At 71.2% G+C, this 19,298-nt stretch carries 19 protein-coding genes; 12 read left to right on the top strand and 7 right to left on the bottom strand.

The window, feature by feature from the left end:
- The first annotated feature begins 2 nt into the window (after positions 1 to 2).
- The gene (locus tag ABN611_RS35355; protein ID WP_350276644.1) at positions 3 to 1,094 is read left to right on the top strand and encodes an NAD(P)/FAD-dependent oxidoreductase; all 1,092 of its coding nucleotides are present in this window, start codon (positions 3 to 5) and stop codon (positions 1,092 to 1,094) included.
- 99 nt (positions 1,095 to 1,193) lie between these two features.
- Positions 1,194 to 2,015, top strand: a complete 822-nt coding sequence (locus ABN611_RS35360; protein WP_350281726.1) for a helix-turn-helix transcriptional regulator — start codon at positions 1,194 to 1,196, stop codon at positions 2,013 to 2,015.
- A 4-nt stretch (positions 2,016 to 2,019) separates the two neighbouring features.
- Here ABN611_RS35360 and ABN611_RS35365 read toward each other — a convergent pair whose 3' ends face one another.
- Both ABN611_RS35365 and ABN611_RS35370 read right to left on the bottom strand, forming a co-directional pair.
- Positions 2,020 to 2,454, bottom strand: coding sequence for an organic hydroperoxide resistance protein (locus ABN611_RS35365; RefSeq protein ID WP_350276645.1), 435 nt, complete (start codon positions 2,452 to 2,454; stop codon positions 2,020 to 2,022).
- Positions 2,455 to 2,470: 16 nt separating this feature from the next.
- Complete coding sequence (locus tag ABN611_RS35370) at positions 2,471 to 3,439, bottom strand: zinc-binding dehydrogenase (protein WP_350276646.1); 969 nt, start codon at positions 3,437 to 3,439, stop codon at positions 2,471 to 2,473.
- A 61-nt stretch (positions 3,440 to 3,500) separates the two neighbouring features.
- On the opposite strand from ABN611_RS35370, the gene ABN611_RS35375 reads away from it, so the two are divergent.
- Positions 3,501 to 4,151: a TetR/AcrR family transcriptional regulator gene (locus ABN611_RS35375; RefSeq protein ID WP_350276647.1), complete on the top strand. Its 651-nt coding sequence runs from the start codon at positions 3,501 to 3,503 to the stop codon at positions 4,149 to 4,151.
- On the opposite strand, the gene ABN611_RS35380 is transcribed toward ABN611_RS35375, so the two are convergent.
- The 4 genes from ABN611_RS35380 to ABN611_RS35395 form a co-directional block, all read right to left on the bottom strand.
- Complete coding sequence (locus ABN611_RS35380; protein ID WP_350276648.1) at positions 4,135 to 4,881, bottom strand: sulfite exporter TauE/SafE family protein; 747 nt, start codon at positions 4,879 to 4,881, stop codon at positions 4,135 to 4,137. The genes ABN611_RS35375 and ABN611_RS35380 overlap by 17 nt on opposite strands.
- A gap of 125 nt (positions 4,882 to 5,006) precedes the next feature.
- The gene (locus tag ABN611_RS35385) at positions 5,007 to 6,179 is read right to left on the bottom strand and encodes an SPFH domain-containing protein (RefSeq protein WP_350276649.1); all 1,173 of its coding nucleotides are present in this window, start codon (positions 6,177 to 6,179) and stop codon (positions 5,007 to 5,009) included.
- A 159-nt stretch (positions 6,180 to 6,338) separates the two neighbouring features.
- On the bottom strand, positions 6,339 to 6,866 hold the full coding sequence (locus tag ABN611_RS35390) for an NfeD family protein (RefSeq protein WP_350276650.1): 528 nt from the start codon (positions 6,864 to 6,866) through the stop codon (positions 6,339 to 6,341).
- Between the two features lie 71 nt (positions 6,867 to 6,937).
- Positions 6,938 to 7,720 carry an ABC transporter ATP-binding protein gene (locus tag ABN611_RS35395; protein ID WP_350276651.1) on the bottom strand — a complete coding sequence of 261 codons (783 nt, stop codon included), beginning with the start codon at positions 7,718 to 7,720 and terminating at the stop codon, positions 6,938 to 6,940.
- Between the two features lie 83 nt (positions 7,721 to 7,803).
- Between ABN611_RS35395 and ABN611_RS35400 the strand changes: the two genes are divergently transcribed.
- The 9 genes from ABN611_RS35400 to ABN611_RS35440 all read left to right on the top strand — a co-directional run bounded on the left by ABN611_RS35400 (position 7,804) and on the right by ABN611_RS35440 (position 18,441).
- Complete coding sequence (locus ABN611_RS35400; RefSeq protein ID WP_350276652.1) at positions 7,804 to 8,535, top strand: hypothetical protein; 732 nt, start codon at positions 7,804 to 7,806, stop codon at positions 8,533 to 8,535.
- Positions 8,536 to 8,726: 191 nt separating this feature from the next.
- Complete coding sequence (gene serB / locus ABN611_RS35405; protein ID WP_350276653.1) at positions 8,727 to 9,944, top strand: phosphoserine phosphatase SerB; 1,218 nt, start codon at positions 8,727 to 8,729, stop codon at positions 9,942 to 9,944.
- A gap of 27 nt (positions 9,945 to 9,971) precedes the next feature.
- A complete protein-coding gene (locus tag ABN611_RS35410) occupies positions 9,972 to 10,853 on the top strand; it encodes a GNAT family N-acetyltransferase (protein ID WP_350276654.1) in 882 nt (293 codons plus the stop codon).
- 82 nt (positions 10,854 to 10,935) lie between these two features.
- Complete coding sequence (locus ABN611_RS35415; protein ID WP_350276655.1) at positions 10,936 to 12,300, top strand: glycoside hydrolase family 16 protein; 1,365 nt, start codon at positions 10,936 to 10,938, stop codon at positions 12,298 to 12,300.
- Positions 12,301 to 12,326: 26 nt separating this feature from the next.
- Positions 12,327 to 13,394, top strand: a complete 1,068-nt coding sequence (locus ABN611_RS35420; protein WP_350276656.1) for a cyanophycinase — start codon at positions 12,327 to 12,329, stop codon at positions 13,392 to 13,394.
- Positions 13,395 to 13,404: 10 nt separating this feature from the next.
- Complete coding sequence (gene cphA / locus ABN611_RS35425; RefSeq protein ID WP_350276657.1) at positions 13,405 to 16,209, top strand: cyanophycin synthetase; 2,805 nt, start codon at positions 13,405 to 13,407, stop codon at positions 16,207 to 16,209.
- Positions 16,210 to 16,241: 32 nt separating this feature from the next.
- A complete protein-coding gene (locus tag ABN611_RS35430; protein ID WP_350276658.1) occupies positions 16,242 to 16,430 on the top strand; it encodes a hypothetical protein in 189 nt (62 codons plus the stop codon).
- A 95-nt stretch (positions 16,431 to 16,525) separates the two neighbouring features.
- A complete protein-coding gene (locus ABN611_RS35435; RefSeq protein WP_350276659.1) occupies positions 16,526 to 17,041 on the top strand; it encodes a copper chaperone PCu(A)C in 516 nt (171 codons plus the stop codon).
- A gap of 410 nt (positions 17,042 to 17,451) precedes the next feature.
- The gene (locus tag ABN611_RS35440; RefSeq protein ID WP_350276660.1) at positions 17,452 to 18,441 is read left to right on the top strand and encodes a Dyp-type peroxidase; all 990 of its coding nucleotides are present in this window, start codon (positions 17,452 to 17,454) and stop codon (positions 18,439 to 18,441) included.
- On the opposite strand, the gene ABN611_RS35445 is transcribed toward ABN611_RS35440, so the two are convergent.
- A complete protein-coding gene (locus ABN611_RS35445; protein WP_350276661.1) occupies positions 18,442 to 19,293 on the bottom strand; it encodes a hypothetical protein in 852 nt (283 codons plus the stop codon).
- Between the last annotated feature and the right edge of the window lie 5 nt (positions 19,294 to 19,298).

Below are 19,298 nucleotides of genomic sequence, written 5' to 3' on the forward strand. Positions count from 1 at the left end.
CTATGAACAGGGTCGGGACTGTAGTGATCGGGGCGGGGCAGGCCGGGCTGGCGGCGGGGTATTACCTGCGGGACGACTTCGTCATTCTCGAGGCCAACGAGCGGGTCGGCGACTGCTGGCGGCAGCGGTACGACTCGTTGCGGCTGTTCAGCCTGCCGCGGTATGCGAGCCTGCCGGGGCTCCGGATCGGCACGCGCGACTGCCCGACGCGCGACGAGATGGCGGACTACCTCGAGCGGTACGTCGTACATCACCAACTGCCGGTGCGGACCGGCGTACGAGTGACGCGGTTGTCGCGGGACGACGACGGGTTCCTGGTGGAGACGACCGCGGGCGACTGGCGGGCCGACCGGGTCGTGGTCGCCGCCGGGATGCACAGCACGCCGCGGTGGCCGGCGTTCGCCGGCGAGCTGGATCCGTCGATCCGGCAACTGCACTCGCTCGACTACCGGAACCCGGCGCAGCTCGCGGACGGCACCGTGCTGGTCGTTGGTGCGGCCAACTCCGGTACCGACATCGCCCTCGAAGCCGTCAAGACGCACCGCACGCTGCTGGCCGGCCGGCACCCGGGTCAGGTCCCGGTCGACATCGACTCGACGATCGGGCACCTGTTCACGCCGGTGGTGATGTTCCTGTTCAAGTACGTCTTCACCCGCCGGACGCCGATGGGCCGCAAGGCGATCGCGAACGCGCTGGTGAACGGGCTGCCGCTGACCCGCAACAAGCTCGAGCACCTCGAGGCCGCCGGGATCGAACGGATCGGCCGGATCGCCGGCGTGCGCGACGGCCGGCCGGTGACAGCTGACGGCGACGTCTTAGAGGACGTGACGACGGTGGTCTGGTGCACCGGCTCGGATCCGGACCACGGCTGGATCGACCTGCCGGTCTTCGACGCCGACGGCCGGCCGCGGCACGAGCGCGGGGTGTCGACGGACGTTCCCGGGCTGGGCTTCGTCGGGCTCGATTTCCAGTACGCGATCGCGTCCGCGAGCATCCAGGGCGTGGACCGCGACGCTCGCTTCCTCGTCAGGCAGCTCGCGCGGGATTCCGGTGCGCGGACGACCGATCGGCCGATACCTGTGGACAGGCGGTAACATCACCCGCTGAAATGGGTGCGTGGCTGGGCGTGGGTCAGGGTGAGTGAGCAGGCGGCGACGAGCGGCGGCGAGGGCGGTCCCACCGCACTTCGCATCATGCTCGGCGGGCAGTTGCGGCGGATGCGCGAATCCGCCGGGTTCAGTCGCGCCGACGCGGGCTGGCAGATCCGGGCCTCGGAGTCCAAGGTCAGCCGGATGGAGCTCGGCCGGGTCGGGTTCAAGGAGCGCGACGTCAGCGACCTGCTCGAGCTGTACGGGATGGGCGACGAGGACGAGCGCGTCCGGCTGATGGAGCTGGCCCGGGCCGCGAACAACCCCGGCTGGTGGTCGCGGTACGGCGACGTGCTGCCGGCCTGGTTCGCGAACTACGTCGGCCTCGAGCTGGCCGCGACGCTGATCCGCACGTACGAGGTGATGTTCGTCCCCGGCCTGCTGCAGACCGAGGAGTACGCGCGGTCCGTCGTACAGCTCGGGAAGTCGTTCCTGCCGGAGCCGGAGGTCGACCAGCGGGTCGCGCTCCGGGTGACCCGGCAGCAGATCCTCACCCGGCCGAACCCGGTGAAGCTCTGGGTGGTCATCGACGAGTCGGTGCTGTACCGGCCGGTCGGCGGCCGGGCCGTGATGCGGGCACAGATCGAGCACCTGATGGAGTGGTCGCAGCGGCCGAACATCACGCTGCAGGTGATGCCGTTCACCAGCGTCGGCTATCCCGGCGCGGGCGGTTCGTTCAGCCTGCTGCGGTTCGCGGACAGCGACCTGCCGGACGTCGTCTACATCGAGCACGCGTCCAGCGCGCTGTACCTGGACAAGATCGAGGAGGTCGACGAGTACGTCGCGATCATGGAGGGGCTGACGATCGCGGCGGACCCGGTGTCCACGGCCGAGGGCATCCTCAAGGACGCCCTCGGCCGGATGTAGTGCGTCAGGCGACCTTGAGGTCGACCTTGATGTTGCCGCGGGTGGCGTTCGAGTACGGGCAGACCTGGTGCGCCTTGGCGACCAGGTCCTCGGCGACCGCACGGTCCTCGATGCCCGGCAGGCTGACCACGAGCGCGACCTCGAGACCGTAGCCGGCGCCGCCGTTGATCGCGCCGATGCCGACCTCGGCGGTGACGGTCGAGCCCTCGACATCCTGACGCTCCCGGCGCGCGACGACCTTCAGCGCACTGTGGAAGCAGGCCGCGTAACCGGCCGCGAACAGCTGCTCCGGGTTGGTGCCGTTGCCGCTGCCACCCATCTCGGCCGGCGGCACGACCACGACGTCGAGCTTGCCGTCGTCGGTCGCGACCTTGCCGTCCCGGCCGCCGTTCGCGGTGGCGCGGGCGGTGTACAGAACCTTCTCGACAGCGATCGTCATAGCTGTTCTTCTCTCCTCAGCGAGTGGGATCGAGCAGGAGCTTGCCGACGGTCCGGCGGGCTCGCATGTCCTGGTGGGCGGTGGCGGCGTCGGACAGCGCGTACTCGCCGCCGACGACCGGGTGCAGCTTGCCGTTCGCGGTCAGGTCGAACAGCTCGGCCAGCGGGCCGCCGAGCAACTGCGGCTGCGCGAAGCAGTCGGCCAGCCAGAAGCCGGCGACGGTCTTGGAGCCCTTCATCAACCGGCCCGGGTCGAGCGCCGCGGCCGCCTGCCGGGACGCGGCGCCGAACGTGACCAGCCGACCGAAGCGGGCCAGCGCGGCGAACGACTCGTCGAACGTCGGGCCGCCGACCATCTCGAGCACGACGTCGACACGGTGGCCGCCGTTCGCCTCGAGGATCCGGTCCTTCAGGCCTTCCGGCGTACCGTCGATCGCTGCCCCATCAATTGCACTGTCCGCGCCGAGCTCGAGGACCTGCTTGCGCTTCTCCTCGGTCGAGGCGGTCGCGATCACGCGGCCGGCACCCCAGAGCTTCGCGAGCTGCACGGCGAGCGAACCGACACCACCCGCACCGGCGTGCACGAGGACGGACTCCCCCGGCTGCAGGTGCGTGGAGGTCTTGAGCAGGTGCCACGCCGTGGTGCCCTGCAGGACGAGCGCGAGCGCCTGCCCGTCGGTGACCCCTTCGGGAACGTCCCAGACGTACGGCGCGTGCGCCACGGCCTGCTCGGCGTACCCGCCGGAACCGACGAGCGCGACCACGCGGCGGCCGTCCTGCGTGCGCCCGACCACCTCGCCGCCGGGGATCAGCGGAAGCTCGGTCTTCGAGAGGTAGCTGTTCTCGACCTGGTGGGTGTCCGCGTAGTTGATGCCCGCCCGGTCGACCGCGATCAGGACCTGCCCGTCGCCGGCCACCGGCTCCGGGACGTCGCTGACCGCGAGCACCTCGGGCCCGCCGAACTCGGTGATCTGAATGGCTCGCATACACCGTACTATACACTGTACGTTAGGAACGCTGTAGTCGCTGAGGAGGGAGCTGGGTCACATGGCGCGGACGCCGCGGAACACCTTGAGCGCCGACCTGATCGTGCGCACCGCGCTCGGGTTGATGGAGGCGAAGGGCACCGACGCGTTCAGCCTGCGCGGCGTGGCCGCCGAGCTCGGCGTCGGCCCGATGGCTCTCTACACCTACTTCCGGAACAAGGACGAGCTGTACGACGCCGTCCGCGATCACCTGATGTCGTTGCTGCCCGACGTACCCGCCGATGCGTCGTGGCCGGACCAGGTGCGGTCGGTGTGCCGCTCGCTGCGGCTGCTGATGCTGCAGCATCCTTGCCTGGCGCAACTACTCGCGGGGCGGCCGCTGAGCGGGCACGAGACGGCGCGGGTGGCCGAGGGCCTGCTCGGCGTCCTGCGGTCCGCGGGGTTCGGCCCGGAGGCGGCGGCGCGGACCCACACGACGTTGTTCACGTACGTGCTCGGGGCAACGTCGTGGGAGATCCAGATGGCCGCGGAGCGCCGCGATCCCGAGGCGTGGCGGCGGCTGCGGGCCACGATGGAGTCACTGTCGGCGCGGGAGTTCCCGTCGGTGGTGGAGCTGGCGCCCGAGCTCGCCCGGACGACCGGTGGCGACGAGCAGTTCGACTACGGGCTCGACCTGTTACTGGCCGGCTTGCAGGTCAGAACACCATCGTGACGATGGCGAGGATGCCGATGCAGACGATCAGCGCGCGCAGCGCGATCGGCGGCAGCCGGCGGCCGTAGCGGGCGCCGAGGAAACCGCCGATCGTCGACCCGCCCGCGATCAGCGCCGCGGCCAGCCAGTCCACGTCGGAGACGATCACGAACAGGATGGCGGCGACGCTGTTCACCACCGTCGCGAGCACGTTCTTCAGGCCGTTCATCCGCTGCAGGTTCGCGTCCAGCCCGAGGCCCAGGATCGCCATCAGCAGCACGCCTTGCGCGGCGCCGAAGTACCCGCCGTACACCCCGGTCGCGAAGACGGCCGGGATCACCCACCAGGCGCCGCGGTGCTGGTGCGCCGGGACACTGATCCAGCGCGACAACCACGGCTGGAACGCGACCAGCAGACAGCCGAGCAGGATCAGCACCGGTACGACCGCGTGGAACGCGGAGTCGGGCAGCGTGAGCAGCAGTACTCCCCCGACGATGCCGCCGGCCAGCGACGCCGGGACCAGCCGGAGCATCCGCCCGCGCTGTCCTTCGAGCTCGCGCCGGTAGCCGATCGCGCCGGCCGCCGTACCGGGCGCGAGGCCGACCGTGTTGCTGACGTTCGCCAGCACCGGTGGGATGCCGACGGCAAGCAACGCGGGGAAGGTGAGCAGCGTGCCCGACCCCACCACGGCGTTGATCGTTCCCGCGCCCATCCCCGCCAGCAGGACGAACACCGCCTCGAACCATGTCATCGCTGCCCGACTCTACGCAGCCGCCCAGTTCGCCGCAGAACTGTCCGGCGGTTGAACAGTCAAGAGCCCTCCCGGAACGACTCCGGAAGGGCTCTCGTGCTGGTGCTGTCGTGCTGGTGCTGTCGTCAGCGCTGCGGCGGCTCCTGCGCCGGCGGCTCCTGGCTCGGTGCGGGGCCCGGGGCCGGCGGCGGGACCGACGGTGTGCTCGGCGCGGCCTGGCTGCGGCTGCTGACGGCCGCGTTCTGCGCGGCCGCGATCGCCTCGGCGACCGCGTTGTCGGCCTCGGCCACGGCGGCGTCCGGCGTACTCACCTCGGCGCCGGTGTCGATCGCCGGCACCTCACCGTCGGCGAGCTCCGGCGCCTCCCACTGCCCCTCGGCCTTCTGCGGGATACCGGCCACCTGGCCGACCGCGCTGCCGAGACCCTTGAGCGCGTCGCCGATCTCGCTCGGCACGATCCACAGCTTGTTCGCGTCGCCCTGCGCGATCGACGGCAGCATCTGCAGGTACTGGTAGGCCAGCAGACCCTGGTCCGGCTTGCCCGCGTGGATCGCGTTGAAGACGGTGGTGATGGCCTGCGCCTCACCCTGCGCCTTCAGGATCCGGGCCTCGCGCTCGGCCTGCGCCCGCAGGATCCGGGACTCCTTGTCACCCTGGGCGGTGAGGATCGCGGACTGCTTCTGGCCCTCGGCCGACAGGACCGCCGACTGCCGCATACCTTCCGCGGTGAGGATCGCGGCGCGCTTGTCGCGGTCGGCGCGCATCTGCTTCTCCATCGAGTCCTGGATCGACGGCGGCGGGTCGATCGAGCGCAGCTCGACCCGGTTCACCCGGATGCCCCACTTGCCGGTCGCCTCGTCCAGCACGTACCGGAGCTTCTCGTTGATCTCCTCGCGCGAGGTCAGCGTCTGCTCCAGGTCCATGCCGCCGATGATGTTCCGCAGCGTCGTCATGGTCAGCTGCTCGATCGCCTGGATGTAGTTGGAGATCTCGTACGTCGCGCGCACCGGGTCGTTCACCTGGAAGTAAATGACGGAGTCGATCGACACCATCAGGTTGTCCTCGGTGATGACGCCCTGCGGCGGGAACGCGACGACCTGCTCGCGCATGTCGATCGTGTAGCGGACCTTGTCGACGAAGGGCGTCAGCAGGTTCAGGCCCGGCTGCAGGCCGGTCTTGAACTTGCCGAACCGTTCGACGATCCCGACGGTCTGCTGCTGCACGACCCGGACGGACTTGATCAGTGTCACGATCACCAGCAAGGCGACCAGTGCCAGCACCACAAGGAACGCGGTCACTTCGACCCTCCACTCGGCATTGCCCTCAGGACGGACAGTCTTTCCTATCGACGGGCCATCCGGCGTACCGGTTCCCCGGCGCGCCGGGTACCTGAGCACGCAGCGACGCCGCCGCCGTCCTCAGCACCGACAGTACTGCGCCGGCGGGACCACCGGACGCTACGCCTGGGGCGGGTCCTGCTGCGGATCCTGCTTGGGCGGCTCGTTGGTGCCGAGCTGCTGGTGCAGCGGGTCGCCGACCGGGTAGACCACCGCGGTCGCGCCGTCGATCGACATCACCTCGACGCGGGTCCCGGGCGCGATCGTCGACACCTCGTCGAACGGCCGCGCGGTCCACAGGTCGCCGCCGAGCCGGACCGAGCCGCCGCCGTCGGGGTGGATCTCCTTCACCACGGTGCCGGTGCGCCCGATCACGTGCGCGGAACCGGTCTTCAGTTCCTGGCCGTGATGGATCTTGCGCACGATCATCGGCCGGATCGCGCCCAGCATCGCGCCCGCGGCGATCAGCCCCACGATGATCTGCAGCCACAGCAGCCCCGGGAAGAACGCCGCCACCCCGGCGGCGGTGAGCGCGCCGGCGGCCAGCATCAGCAGCGTGAAGTCGAGCGACGCCAACTCCGCCAGACCGAGGACGGCGGCGATCGTCAGCCACGCCGCCCAGATGTTGTCCCGCAGCCAATCCATCATTCGCCAAGCCTATCCACGTCGGGGGCTCCACAGCAGGTGTTGGACGCGTCCCACCGGCCGCGGGATCCGGGTCAGAGGGCGCGGGCGGTGTAGCGGCCGTCCTCCTGCTTGAGGGTGAGGGCCAGGTCGAAGGTCTCGCTGAGGTTCTCGGCGGTGAGCGCCTCGTCCATCGGGCCGGCGGCGACGATCCGGCCTTGCTTGAGCAGCAGAGCGTGCGTGAAGCCGGGCGGAACCTCTTCGACGTGGTGGGTGACGAGCACCATCGCCGGGGCCCCGACCGCGGTCGCGATCGAGCTGAGCGAGCGCACCAGCTGCTCGCGCCCGGTCAGGTCGAGACCGGCCGCGGGCTCGTCCATCAGCATCAGCTCGGGGTCCGTCATCAGCGCCCGGGCGATCTGCACCCGCTTGCGCTCACCCTCCGACAGGGTGCCGAACGTCCGGTCCGCCAGGTGCGCGATGCCGAGCTCGGCCAGCAGCGCGCCGGCCCGCTCGTGGTCGAGCTCGTCGTACTCCTCGATCCAGCGGCCGAGGACGGCGTACGACGCCGACACCACGACGTCGGACACCCGCTCACCGCGCGGCAGCCGGTCGGCGAGCGCGGCGCTGGTGAGGCCGATCCGCGGCCGCAGCTCGAAGACGTCGACCGCGCCGAGCACCTCGCCGAGCAGCCCGGCGACGCCGGACGTCGGGTGCAGCTGGGCGGCGAGGATCTGCAGCAGCGTGGTCTTGCCGGCGCCGTTCGGGCCGATCACCACCCAGCGGTCGGCCTCGTCGATCGTCCAGTCGATCCCGTCGAGCAGCCGCGCGTCGTTGCGGACGATGGTCACCCCGGCCAGCTCCACCACTGCAGTCATGCACCAAAACCTAAGGGGTCGCCGTCCGCGCCGTGTCGCCGGGTGGTGAGAGTTGTCGGACGCCCTCTGAGAGACTGGCGGGCGTGCTGACCACCTCCGCCTCGGTCCGGTTCACGGTCTGGACGAACGCGATGCTCACCGGCGCCTGCGATCCCGACACCGCCGCGCTGAAGATCCTCGGTGACGACGTCGGTCATCACGTCGCGGGGCTCGCCGGTCATCCCGAGCCGGCCACACTGCCGGTCGCCCTGAACCTGCTGCGCGCGGCGGGCACCAAGCAGGCCCATCTCGCCCTGCCCGTCCCGGGTGACCCGATCGGCCTGGCCGGTCCCCCGGCGTTCAACGAGGCGGCGCTGGAGACCGGCGAGGCCGTCGTCCTCACGGGGCCGGAGGTCGGGCTCGTCCCGTCGTACGTCGGTCCGGCTGTGCAGTGGACCGTGTTGCCGGCGGCGAGTCCGCTGCCGGCCGACTTCGGCGAGGCCGACCGTGGTCTGCGGATGGCGCTGATCGAGGCGGCTGAGTCGCTCGCCGCACTCGACGTCGCGCGCTGGAAGCCGGAGGTCGCGGACGCGCTGATCGACATCCGCAAGATCGGGCAGGGCCGCGGCGACGACCTCGCGCCCGGGTACGAGCCCCGCGCGGTCAAGACGGCGGCGACGGCCCGGCGCTGTCTGGCGATCGCGGACGCGGCGCTCGAGGACGACGGTGCGGCGGTCACCGGCGCCGAGGCCGACGCCCGCCGGCGCGCGCTCCTCGGCCTGGCGGCCGCAGCCCGCCGAGCCCTGGTCGCCGCCTGCGCCCCACCCCTCACCTAACCCCCGCGCCGCCCACACCACCCCACACTCACACCCCGCACCCGCGCGTCCGCGCGTCCGCGCGTCCGCGGCGACTTTGTGCACGCACCAACCATTTCCAGCGCCGCGAAACGGTTGGTGGGCGCACAAGGTGGCCGGATCCTGGGCGCGGCGGGGCGGCGGGCGAAGGGGTTGGGTAGCGTTTGGGTGCGATGACTGAGCTCGGTGAGGTTGAGAGAGCGGCGGCTGAGCGGCCGACGGTGCTGGTGACGTTGACGGGCACCGACCGGCCGGGGCTGACGTCCGCGGTGCTGTCCACGCTCGCGACCCGCGGGCTCGAGGTGATCGACGCCGAGCAGGTCGTACTGCGCGGCCGCCTGGTGCTCGGCGTACTGCTCTCGGCGCCCCGGGACCACAAGGCCCTGAAGGAAGAGCTCAAGGCGCTCGCGAACGTCCTCGACGTCGACATCTCGGTGAAGAAGGGTGTCGGCGACAACGAGCCGCGACGCAAGGGCCGCAGCCAGGTCACCGTGATCGGGCACCCGCTGTCCGCCGCCGGACTGGCCGCGATCGCGGGCCGGATCGCCGACACCGGCGCGAACATCGACCGGATCAGCCGGATGGCCCGGTACCCGGTGACCGCGATGGAGTTCGCCGTCTCCGGCGCCGAGCCCGAGGCGCTGCGGACCGTCCTCGCGCAGGAAGGCGTCCGGCAGGGCCTCGACATCGCCGTACAGGACGGCGGGCTGTACCGGCGGGCCAAGCGGCTGATCGTGATGGACGTCGACTCGACGCTGATCCAGGGCGAGGTCATCGAGATGCTCGCCGGGCACGCCGGCCGGCTGGCCGAGGTCGCCGCCGTCACGGAGCAGGCGATGCGCGGCGAGCTGGAGTTCGCCGAGTCGCTGCGGCACCGGGTCGCGGCGCTGGAGGGACTGCCGGCGAGCACCCTCGACGAGGTGTACGCCGCGATCGAGCTGGCGCCCGGTGCGCGCACGCTGGTCCGGACGCTGAAGCGGCTCGGCTACCAGTTCGCGATCGTCAGCGGCGGGTTCAGCCAGATCACCGACAAGCTGGCCGCCGAGCTCGGCATCGACTACGCGATGGCGAACGAGCTCGAGATCGTCGACGGCAAGCTCACCGGCCGCGTCGTCGGCGACATCGTCGACCGGCCCGGCAAGGCGACCGCGCTGCGCCGGTTCGCCGAGCGTTCCGGCACGCCGCTGACCCAGACGGTCGCGATCGGCGACGGCGCCAACGACCTCGACATGCTCGCCGCCGCCGGGCTGGGCGTCGCGTTCAACGCGAAGCCGGTCGTCCGCGCGGCCGCCGACACCCACCTGAGCGTGCCGTACCTCGACACGATCCTCTACCTGCTCGGCATCACCCGCGAAGAGGTCGAGGCCGCCGACGCCGACACACCGACCTGATCGTTGCCATGCGGCAGGATCTGCTGCATGGACTTCACGACCCGCCCCGCCACCCTCGACGACGCGCCCGCGATCCAGCAGCTGATCGCCGCGGCCGAGCAGCTCTGGCACGGCCAGGTGCAGACGGCCGCGGGTGCGGTGGCGGCCGACCTGCGGCGGCCGCTGATCACGCTCGACCTCGACACCCGGGTGATCGAGGCGACGAACGGCGACCTCGCCGCCTGGGCCTGGGTCCACGGCGGGCGGCGCGCGCAGATCGACGTCCATCCGTCGTACGTCGGTCGCGGTCTGGGGACGCAGCTGCTCGACTGGGCCGAGGAGCGCGCCCGCGAGCACGACAGCGACTGGCTCGCGCAGACCGTCGACGACGCGGACGAGGCCGGGACCGCGCTGCTCCGCTCCCGCGGGTACGACGTCCTCGCGACCAACTGGTTGCTCGAGCGACCTGTCACCGGCGACGCGCCGGTCCTGCCCGATGGCGTCACGCTGCGGCCGTTCGCGCCGGAGGACGCGCGGGCGGTGCATCAGGTGGTGCAGGACGCGTTCGACGAGTGGCAGCCGCGGCGGCACGGGTACGAGGAGTGGGCCGGCACGAGCATCGAGCGCTCCAGCTTCGACCCCGAACTGTCGCCCGTCGCGGTCGCGGGTGACGAGATCGTCGGCGCCGTGATCAGCCTCGACCTCCCGGACTCCCCTGACGGGTACGTCGACCAGGTCGCCGTACGGCGGGACCAGCGGGGCCGCGGTCTCGCCCGGGCGCTGCTCACCTACGCGGCGCTGGGTGCGGGACGGCGGGGCAAGCAGACGCTGACGCTCTGGACGCACTCCGGGACGGGCGCGCTGGCGATGTACCAGCGCCTCGGGATGTCGGTGCGCCGCAGTACGACGGTCTATCGCACGTCGCTCTGACCCGCCGCGGTGCGTCGCGAGCTGTTGACACGCCGCCGTGAGAGCGCTCCCATTGACCTCAACACCGCCCCAGGAGGTCGCCATGCGCATCCGCCCCCTTGCTCTCGGCCTACTCGTCCCGCTGCTCGCCGTCGTTTCGGTCGGCGTCGCGGCCCAGGCCAACGTCCCACCGCCGCCCGCCGGGTGGACGACGGTGTGGAGCGACGACTTCGACGGGCCCGGCGGCAGTCTGCCGTCGGGCGCGAACTGGATCATCGACACCGGCCACGGTTACCCGGGCGGCCCCGCGAACTGGGGCACCGGCGAGATCCAGAACTACACGAACAGCCCGAACAACGTGTCCCTGGACGGCACCGGGAACCTCCGGATCACGCCGCGTCGGGACGCGGCCGGCAACTGGACGTCGGCCCGGATCGAGACCCAGCGCGCCGACTTCAAACCGCCCGCGGGCGGCGTGCTCGCGATCGAGAGCCGGATCCAGATGCCGAACGTCACCGGCGACGCCGCGCTCGGCTACTGGCCCGCGTTCTGGGCGCTCGGCGCGCCGTACCGCGGAAACTACTGGAACTGGCCGGGCATCGGCGAGTTCGACATCATGGAGAACGTCAACGGGATCAACTCGGTCTGGGGCGTGCTGCACTGCGGCGTGAACCCGGGCGGCCCGTGCAACGAGACCACCGGCCTCGGCGCCAGCCGCGCGTGCCCGGGCTCGACCTGCCAGTCCGCGTTCCACACCTACCGCTTCGAGTGGGACACCTCGGTCTCGCCGAACCAGTTGCGCTGGTACGTCGACGGGCAGCAGTTCCACTCGCTCAGCCAGAGCCAGTTCCCGGCCGACACGTGGTCGAACATGACCTCGCACGCGGGGTACTTCGTGCTGCTGAACGTCGCGATCGGCGGCGCGTTCCCGGACGCGCTGAACGGCCCGACGCCGCGTGCCTCGACGGTGCCGGACCGGCCGATGATCGTGGACTACGTCGCGGTGTCCGCCAAGGGCGGCGGTACGACGCCTCCGACGACACCTCCGCCGGGCGGCACGTCGGCGTACAGCACGCTGCAGGCGGAGTCGTTCGGGCAGCAGTCGGGCATGGGCCTGGAGACCACGACCGACACCGGCGGCGGCCAGAACCTGATGCAGGTCGGCAACGGTGACTGGGCGCTGTACCGCGGGATCGACTTCGGCAGCACCGCGGCGACGCAGTTCGTGGCGCGGGTCGCGTCCGGCGCGGCGGGCGGTGTCAGCGGACTGGTCGAAGTACGCCTGGACAGCCGCAGCAACCCACCGATCGGCAGCTTCGCGATCGCGAACACCGGCGGCTGGCAGTCCTGGCGCACAGTCCCCGCCAACATGACGTCCGTGACTGGAGTGCACGACGTCTACCTCACCTTCACGAGCGGCCAGCCGGCCGACTTCGTCAACCTCAACTGGTTCACGTTCGGTCACTGAGGGATCTAGCACCTATTCTTCGGCTTATGTCAGAACTGCAGGGTGGGCCGGGGGCCCTGTTCGCCATCGGCGGCGCCGAGGACAAGCTGAAGAAGCGCACGGTGCTGCAGGAGTTCGTCGAGGCGGCGGGCGGGTCCAGGGCGCGGATCGTGGTGGTCCCCACGGCGTCCGCGCTCGGCCCGGACATCGTCGACGTGTACCGCGCGCTGTTCGCCGCGCTGGGCGCCGAGAGCGTGGTCGGCGTCCGGCCGGAGAACCGCGAGGACGCCGACGACCCGGCTTTCATCGCCCCGCTGCACGACGCGACCGGGATCTTCATGACCGGCGGCAACCAGCTCAAGCTCGCGGGCGTCGTCACCGGTACGGCGTTCGGCCGCGCGGTCACGGCCGCGCACGCGCGCGGTGCCGCGGTCGGCGGTACGTCGGCCGGTGCGAGCATCCTCGCGGAGCACATGATCGCGTTCGGCCGGTCCGGCGCGACGCCCCGGCAGCGGATGAGCCAGCTGTCCGGCGGGCTCGGTCTCGTGCAGGGCGCGATCGTCGACCAGCACTTCGCCCAGCGGAACCGGTACGGCCGGTTGCTGTCGCTGGTCGCGCAGTCCCCCGGCCTGCTCGGCATCGGCGTCGACGAGGACACCGCGGCCGTCGTCCGCGGCACCCACCTGGAGGTCGTCGGCCGCGGCGCGGTGACGATCTTCGACGGCACCCGGATCACGTCGAACGCCCACAACGCCAAGCGGTCCGAGCCGATCCTCGCGTCCGGCGTGGTCCTGCACGTGCTGCCGGCGACGGCGACGTTCGACCTGCAGAACCGGGTGCTGCTGTCGTACGGCCCGCAGCCGCCGGCGTCCGAGATCGCCGAGATGGCGGCGGCCGAGGCCGACCTGCGCAAGCTGGCCAAGGAGATCGCGGCCGAGGGCGTCTCGCCCAGGTACTACGCGGAGCGCAAGCGGCGGGAGGGCCGCCGTACCAAGGCCACCAGGCCGGCCGCTGCCGGGGAGTCCAGACCGGGGGCGACCGAGCCCCTGTACAGATCAACACAGGTGGCCGGCGCCGACCCCGAGCTCCCCGACCGCACGCGACCAGAACAGTGATCACCTGCGCATGACCGACGCCACCGGCACCCCGTCCCCCGACCTCAAGATCATCGAGACCCGCGTCTACCGCGGCCCGAACGTCTGGAGCTACGACCCCGCGATCCACCTGGTCGTCGACCTCGGCTCGCTGGAGCGGTTCCCGTCGAACACCATCCCCGGCTTCACCGAGCGGCTGCTCGCCGACCTCCCCCGGCTCGACCAGCACCACTGCTCGCGCGGCCGCAAGGGCGGCTTCATCGAGCGGCTGTACGAAGGCACCTGGCTCGGCCACATCGCCGAGCACGTCGCGCTCCAGCTCCAGCAGGAGGCCGGCCACGACATGCGCCGCGGCAAGACCCGGCAGGTGAAGGGCACGCCCGGCGTCTACAACATCACCTACGCGTACGCCGACGAGTCCGTGGGCCTCGCGGCGGGTGAGCTCGCCGTACGGTTCGTGAACAACCTCGTGCAGCCCCAGATGAAGGATGGACAGCCGGCGTTCGACTTCACGACCGAGCTGGAGAAGTTCATCAAGCAGGCCGAGCGGACCGCGTTCGGCCCGTCCACGCAGGCGATCGTGGACGAGGCGGTGTCCCGGGACATCCCGTGGATCCGGCTGAACAAGGCCAGTCTGGTGCAGCTCGGGCAGGGCGTGCACGCGAAGCGGATCCGGGCCACGATGACGTCCGAGACCGGTTCGATCGCGGTCGACGTGGCCAGCGACAAGGACCTCACCACCCGGCTGCTCGCGTCCGCGGGGCTGCCGGTGCCGCGCTCGGAGTCGGTGCGGACCGTCGAGGACGCGGTCTCGGTCGCGCAGAAGATCGGCTACCCGGTGGTGTGCAAGCCGCTGGACGGCAACCACGGGCGCGGCGTGTGCCTCAACCTGCCGGACGCCGCCGCGGTCCGGGAGGCGTTCCCGATCGCGGCCGAGCAGTCCCGGCGCGGATACGTGATCGTGGAGAACTTCGTCACCGGCAAGGACTACCGCTGCCTGATCATCAACGGCCGGATGGAGGCGATCGCCGAACGCGTGCCCGCGCACGTGGTCGGCGACGGCGTCCACACGGTGGCCGAGCTGGTCGACATCACCAACGCCGACCCTCGCCGCGGTGTCGGGCACGAGAAGATCCTCACCCGGATCACGATCAACAACGCGGCCCGGCAACTCGTCCGCGACCAGGGCTTCGAGCTGGACGACGTACCGCCCGAGGACGTGATGGTGAAGCTGACGCTCACCGGCAACATGTCCACCGGCGGGATCTCCATCGACCGGACCTGGGAGGCGCACCCGGAGAACGTCGAGATCGCCGAGGAGGCGGCCCGGATGATCGGCCTGGACATCGCCGGCATCGACTTCATCTGCCCCGACATCACCCAGCCGGTGCGCGAGACCGGCGGCGCGATCTGCGAGGTGAACGCGGCGCCCGGGTTCCGGATGCACACCAACCCGACCGTGGGCGAACCGCAGTACATCGCGAAACCCGTGGTGGACATGCTGTTCCCGCCCGGCGCGACGTCGCGGATCCCGATCGTCGCGGTCACCGGGACGAACGGGAAGACCACGACGGCGCGGATGATCAGCCACGTCTTCAAGGGGCTCGGGCGCAAGGTCGGCATGACGTCGACGGACGGCATCGTGATCGACGAGCGGCTGGTGATCCGGCAGGACGCGTCCGGGCCGAAGTCCGCGCGGATGGTGCTGCAGAACCCGCGGGTCGACTTCGCGGTGTTCGAGGTCGCGCGCGGCGGGATCCTGCGGGAGGGCCTCGGGTACGAGCGGAACGACGTGGCCGTGGTGCTGAACGTGCAGCCCGACCACCTCGGCCTGCGCGGGATCGAGACGCTCGAGCAGCTCGCCGACGTGAAGGCGGTGCTGGTCGAGGCGGTGCCGCGGACGGGGTACGCCGTACTGAACGCGGACGACCCGCTGGTGCGGAAGATGCGGCGCAAGTGCTCCGGGCAGGTCGTGTGGTTCAGCATGGCCGAGCAGGGCAGCGAGATCCGCGACTACATCGAGGGACACTGCCGGCGCGGCGGCCGGGCCGTGGTGCTGGAGCGCTCGGACCTCGGCGACATGATCGTGGTGAAGCACGGGCGGCGGTCGATGCAGCTCGCGTGGACTCACTTGCTGCCGGCAACGTTCGGCGGGCGGGCGATGATGAACGTGCAGAACGCGCTGGCAGCGGCCGCGGCGGCGTTCGCGGCCGGGGCGTCGCTGCACGACATCCGGCAGGGCCTGCGGACGTTCAACACGTCGTACTACCTGTCGCCGGGCCGGCTGAACGAGATCGACGTCGACGGGCGCAGCGTGATCGTCGACTACTGCCACAACGCGCCGGCGATGCGGATGCTCGGCGACTTCGTGGACCGGCTCGGCGAGAGCCTGAGCGCGTCGTCCGAGGTCGGGCGGCCGTCGCGGATCGGTGTGGTCGCGACCGCCGGCGACCGGCGCGACGACGACATCCGCGAGCTGGGCGAGGTCGCGGCCCAGCACTTCGACGTGGTCGTCGTCCGCGAGGACGCCCGGCTGCGCGGTCGCAAGCGCGGTGAGTCCGCGGATCTGGTGGCCTCCGGGGTCCGGGCGGCGATGGCGAACGGCGCCCGGTGCCGCCAGGTGGACATCGAGCTGGACGAGCTGACCGCGGTCCGGCACGCGCTCGGTCGCTCGAACCCGGGCGACCTGGTCGTGCTCTGCGTCGACCAGCACCAGACGGTGCTCGCCGAGCTCGAGACGGTCTCCCATCTGGCCCAGGCCGGCGCGCGCTCGGGCGACGAGGGCGGCGACCCCGACTTCGTCCAGCCCGACGAGGAGGAGCAGCCGGTCAGCTGACCCGGCGCCGCGGGGCGGCGTACATTCGAGCCGTGGGAGGCGCAGCACCGGGGGACCGTGTCCGGACTGCCGAAGTGATCGCAGCGCTGTCCCTGGCGACGGATCTCGGGGTCGGGCTGCCGTTCGAGCACGGCCTGCAGAGCACGCTGGTCGCCGTACGGCTCGCCGAGCGGCTCGGGGTCGATGCCGGTTCGAGTGGGGTGGGCTGGCGCAGCGGGTGATCATCCTGCTGGTGCTGTTTCCTTGCCGGGTCGTCCTATCGGTGCCGGCTGCTGCGGAGCGGAACTCCGGCGGGGTGAGGGTCGTTGGCCGTTGCGTGAAGACGAAGTTGCTGACCGTGGCGTTGCTCGCGGCCCCGTTCCTGCTGGTTTCGTGCGGTGCGGAGGAGAAGCCGGTTGCCGCTGCGCAGGCGACGACGCCCGGTGTCCTGGTCGAGGACGCTTGGGTGCGGGCCACGACCGGGGCGAAGGACACCACGATGACGGCCGCGTTCATGTCGCTGACGAACCCCGGCGACAAGGACGTGAAGTTGACGTCGGCAACATCTCCGGTCGCCGGGATGGTCCAGCTGCACGAGATGGCGATGCAAGACGGCAAGACGGTCATGCGCGAGAAACCCGGCGGGATCACCATCCCCGCCGGCTCCCACACCCACCTCTCCCCCGGCGCCGACCACATCATGCTCATGTCCCTGAAACACCAACTCACCCCAGGCGACGAACTCCCCCTGACCCTCACCTTCTCCGACAACACCACCCACAACCTCAAACTCCCCATCAAAACCTTCACCGAAGAAGAAGAGCACTACCACCCCACCCCCACCGCACAGTGACCAAGCCAAACGCCCCACACCAGGCAGGGCAGGAACCCACCCCGCACCCGGCGGCAGAACCCACCGCCCCGCCCGAAGCGGGCAACCAGCCGACTGCTCCCCGGCGGGCCGCCGGCCCGTCGCAGGCGGGTGAACCCACCGCGCTGGAGGTAGGCCAACCCACCGGTCCGTCCCACGCGGACCTACCGACCAGCCCGCCGCAGGCGGGCGACACCACCAGCTCGCAGGTGAAGGGTCCGTCGCGGCGGCGGTTGTTCGGGTGGGCTGGGCTTGCCGTGGCGGGGGCTGCTGCTGGGGCTGGGGGTGGGGCTGTCTTTGGGCCTGAGCGGACTCGGGCGGCGGAGCGGCCGGCTCGGACGATCTCGCCGAACGGGGTGCATCAGGTGGGGGTTGCTATGGGGGCGCCTGCGGTGGGTGAGTTGGTGGGGTTCCGGGTGCGGACGGATCGGGGTGGGCTCGGGCGGTTGATGCGGTTGTGGACCAGTGACATCGTCGCGTTGGCGGGTGGGCGGCCGGCGCCGGGTGACACGGCGCCGGAGTTGGCGGTGGCCAACAAAGGGCTGACGGTGACGGTCGGGTTCGGGCCGCGGGTGTTCGAGCTCACCGGGCAGAAGCCGCCGGGGCTGGACGACGTGCCGGTGATGCGGCACGACCGGCTGGACCCGGCCTGGTCGGGCGGGGATCTGCTGGTGATGGTCGGCGCCGACGACGCGGTCAGCGTGGTGCACGCCGTACGGCGGTTGATCGCCGACGCCAAGCCCTTCGCGACCCCGATCTGGCGGCAGACCGGCTTCTGGGACAGCACCGGCGCCGACGGCGAACCGGTCACCGGCCGCAACCTCTTCGGCCAGGTCGACGGCACCGGCAACCCAGCGTTCGGTACGCCGGAATTCGACGAGACCGTCTGGTCGACGGCCCCGGACTGGTTCCGCGGCGGTACGACGCTCGTCGTCCGGCGGATCCGGATGAACCTCGACACCTGGGACGAGCTCACCCGCTCCGAACAGGAACGCGCCGTCGGCCGCAAGCTCTCCACCGGCGCCCCGCTCACCGGCACCGCCGAGCACGACGAACTCGACCTCGAGGCCCGCGACGCCGACGGCCGGATGGTGATCGCGCAGAACGCGCACGCCCGCCTCTCCCACCCCGCGGAGAACGACGGCCGCCGGATCTTCCGCAAGGGCCTGAACTACGTCCACGACACCGGCGCGACCCGCGAGTCCGGCCTGATCTTCCTCAGCCACCAGGCCGACGTCGCCGGCCAGTTCCTCCCACTCCTCGCCCGCCTCGACGCAGCCGACGCCCTCAACGAGTGGACCACCACCATCGGCTCCGCCGTCTTCGCCCTCCCACCCGGCTTCCAACCAGACGGCTGGCTCGGCCAGAGCCTGCTCGACTGATCAGGAGGCCGGTTGGCGGCGGGGTAGGAGGCGGCGGCGGGGTTCTTCCTGGTCGATCCAGTCGAGGTCGTCGGAGAGTACGGCGTCGTTGGACTTGTCGGCGTACGGGTCGACGGGTGGTGGCGGTGGAGGGAGGGCGCGGAGTTTGAGGGCGACCATCGGGATCGCGAGCAGGACGCCGACGGCCATCCACGGCCAGTACTCGCGCAGCACCGGCTCGAAGGACTGGAAGAACGCCTCGGTCGCGGCGTCGCCGACCTCGTTCGCCGGTTTCCCGGACGACTGGCTGATCAGCCGGACGGATTCCACGATGCCGAAGCACGCCAGGTAGAACCCGGTCAGCGGGAGCCACGACGCCGCCGACCGCCACCCGCGCTTCCAGCAGGCGACGTACAGCAGCAATGCAAGCCCCGCGCCGACCAGCAGGCCGTTCAGCTGCCACAGCCAGCGCCAGTCGGCCAGCTGCTCGGCCGGCCGCAGTGCGGTCCACGCGACCGGCAGCGCCAGCGCGAAAGCCGCGAAGACCGAGCTCCTGGTGCCCAGGGCACCGAAAAGACCGCCGAGGGCGCTTGCCACCAGCAACGTGGTGAGCAGTTCACGCTCGCCGAAGGCGTTCCCGGTCGCCCACCACATGCCGACGGCAACGACCAGCACCACCGGTACGGCGATCCGGATCCGCCCGATCACCAGCCCCGCGAGCACCCCGCCCGCGAACCCGCCGAGCACCAGCAGATCGACCCGCGCCGGTACGAACGCCGTCGTACCCTCCGGCAGCCCCTTCAGGTACGTCGCGGAGAAGCCGCCCACGAACCAGGCGGCCACCGCGGCCGGGATCGACCACAGGTAGCGCATCACAA

The organism is Kribbella sp. HUAS MG21 (assembly GCF_040254265.1).
Lineage (GTDB): Bacteria > Actinomycetota > Actinomycetes > Propionibacteriales > Kribbellaceae > Kribbella.

Coding starts and splice junctions, on each gene's coding strand:
- ABN611_RS35355 (WP_350276644.1), top strand. CDS start 3: ATGAACAGGGTCGGGACTGTAGTGATCGGGGCGGGGCAGGCCGGGCTG.
- ABN611_RS35360 (WP_350281726.1), top strand. CDS start 1,194: ATGCTCGGCGGGCAGTTGCGGCGGATGCGCGAATCCGCCGGGTTCAGT.
- ABN611_RS35365 (WP_350276645.1), bottom strand. CDS start 2,454: ATGACGATCGCTGTCGAGAAGGTTCTGTACACCGCCCGCGCCACCGCG.
- ABN611_RS35370 (WP_350276646.1), bottom strand. CDS start 3,439: ATGCGAGCCATTCAGATCACCGAGTTCGGCGGGCCCGAGGTGCTCGCG.
- ABN611_RS35375 (WP_350276647.1), top strand. CDS start 3,501: ATGGCGCGGACGCCGCGGAACACCTTGAGCGCCGACCTGATCGTGCGC.
- ABN611_RS35380 (WP_350276648.1), bottom strand. CDS start 4,881: ATGACATGGTTCGAGGCGGTGTTCGTCCTGCTGGCGGGGATGGGCGCG.
- ABN611_RS35390 (WP_350276650.1), bottom strand. CDS start 6,866: ATGATGGATTGGCTGCGGGACAACATCTGGGCGGCGTGGCTGACGATC.
- ABN611_RS35395 (WP_350276651.1), bottom strand. CDS start 7,720: ATGACTGCAGTGGTGGAGCTGGCCGGGGTGACCATCGTCCGCAACGAC.
- serB (WP_350276653.1), top strand. CDS start 8,727: ATGACTGAGCTCGGTGAGGTTGAGAGAGCGGCGGCTGAGCGGCCGACG.
- ABN611_RS35410 (WP_350276654.1), top strand. CDS start 9,972: ATGGACTTCACGACCCGCCCCGCCACCCTCGACGACGCGCCCGCGATC.
- ABN611_RS35415 (WP_350276655.1), top strand. CDS start 10,936: ATGCGCATCCGCCCCCTTGCTCTCGGCCTACTCGTCCCGCTGCTCGCC.
- ABN611_RS35420 (WP_350276656.1), top strand. CDS start 12,327: ATGTCAGAACTGCAGGGTGGGCCGGGGGCCCTGTTCGCCATCGGCGGC.
- cphA (WP_350276657.1), top strand. CDS start 13,405: ATGACCGACGCCACCGGCACCCCGTCCCCCGACCTCAAGATCATCGAG.
- ABN611_RS35445 (WP_350276661.1), bottom strand. CDS start 19,293: ATGCGCTACCTGTGGTCGATCCCGGCCGCGGTGGCCGCCTGGTTCGTG.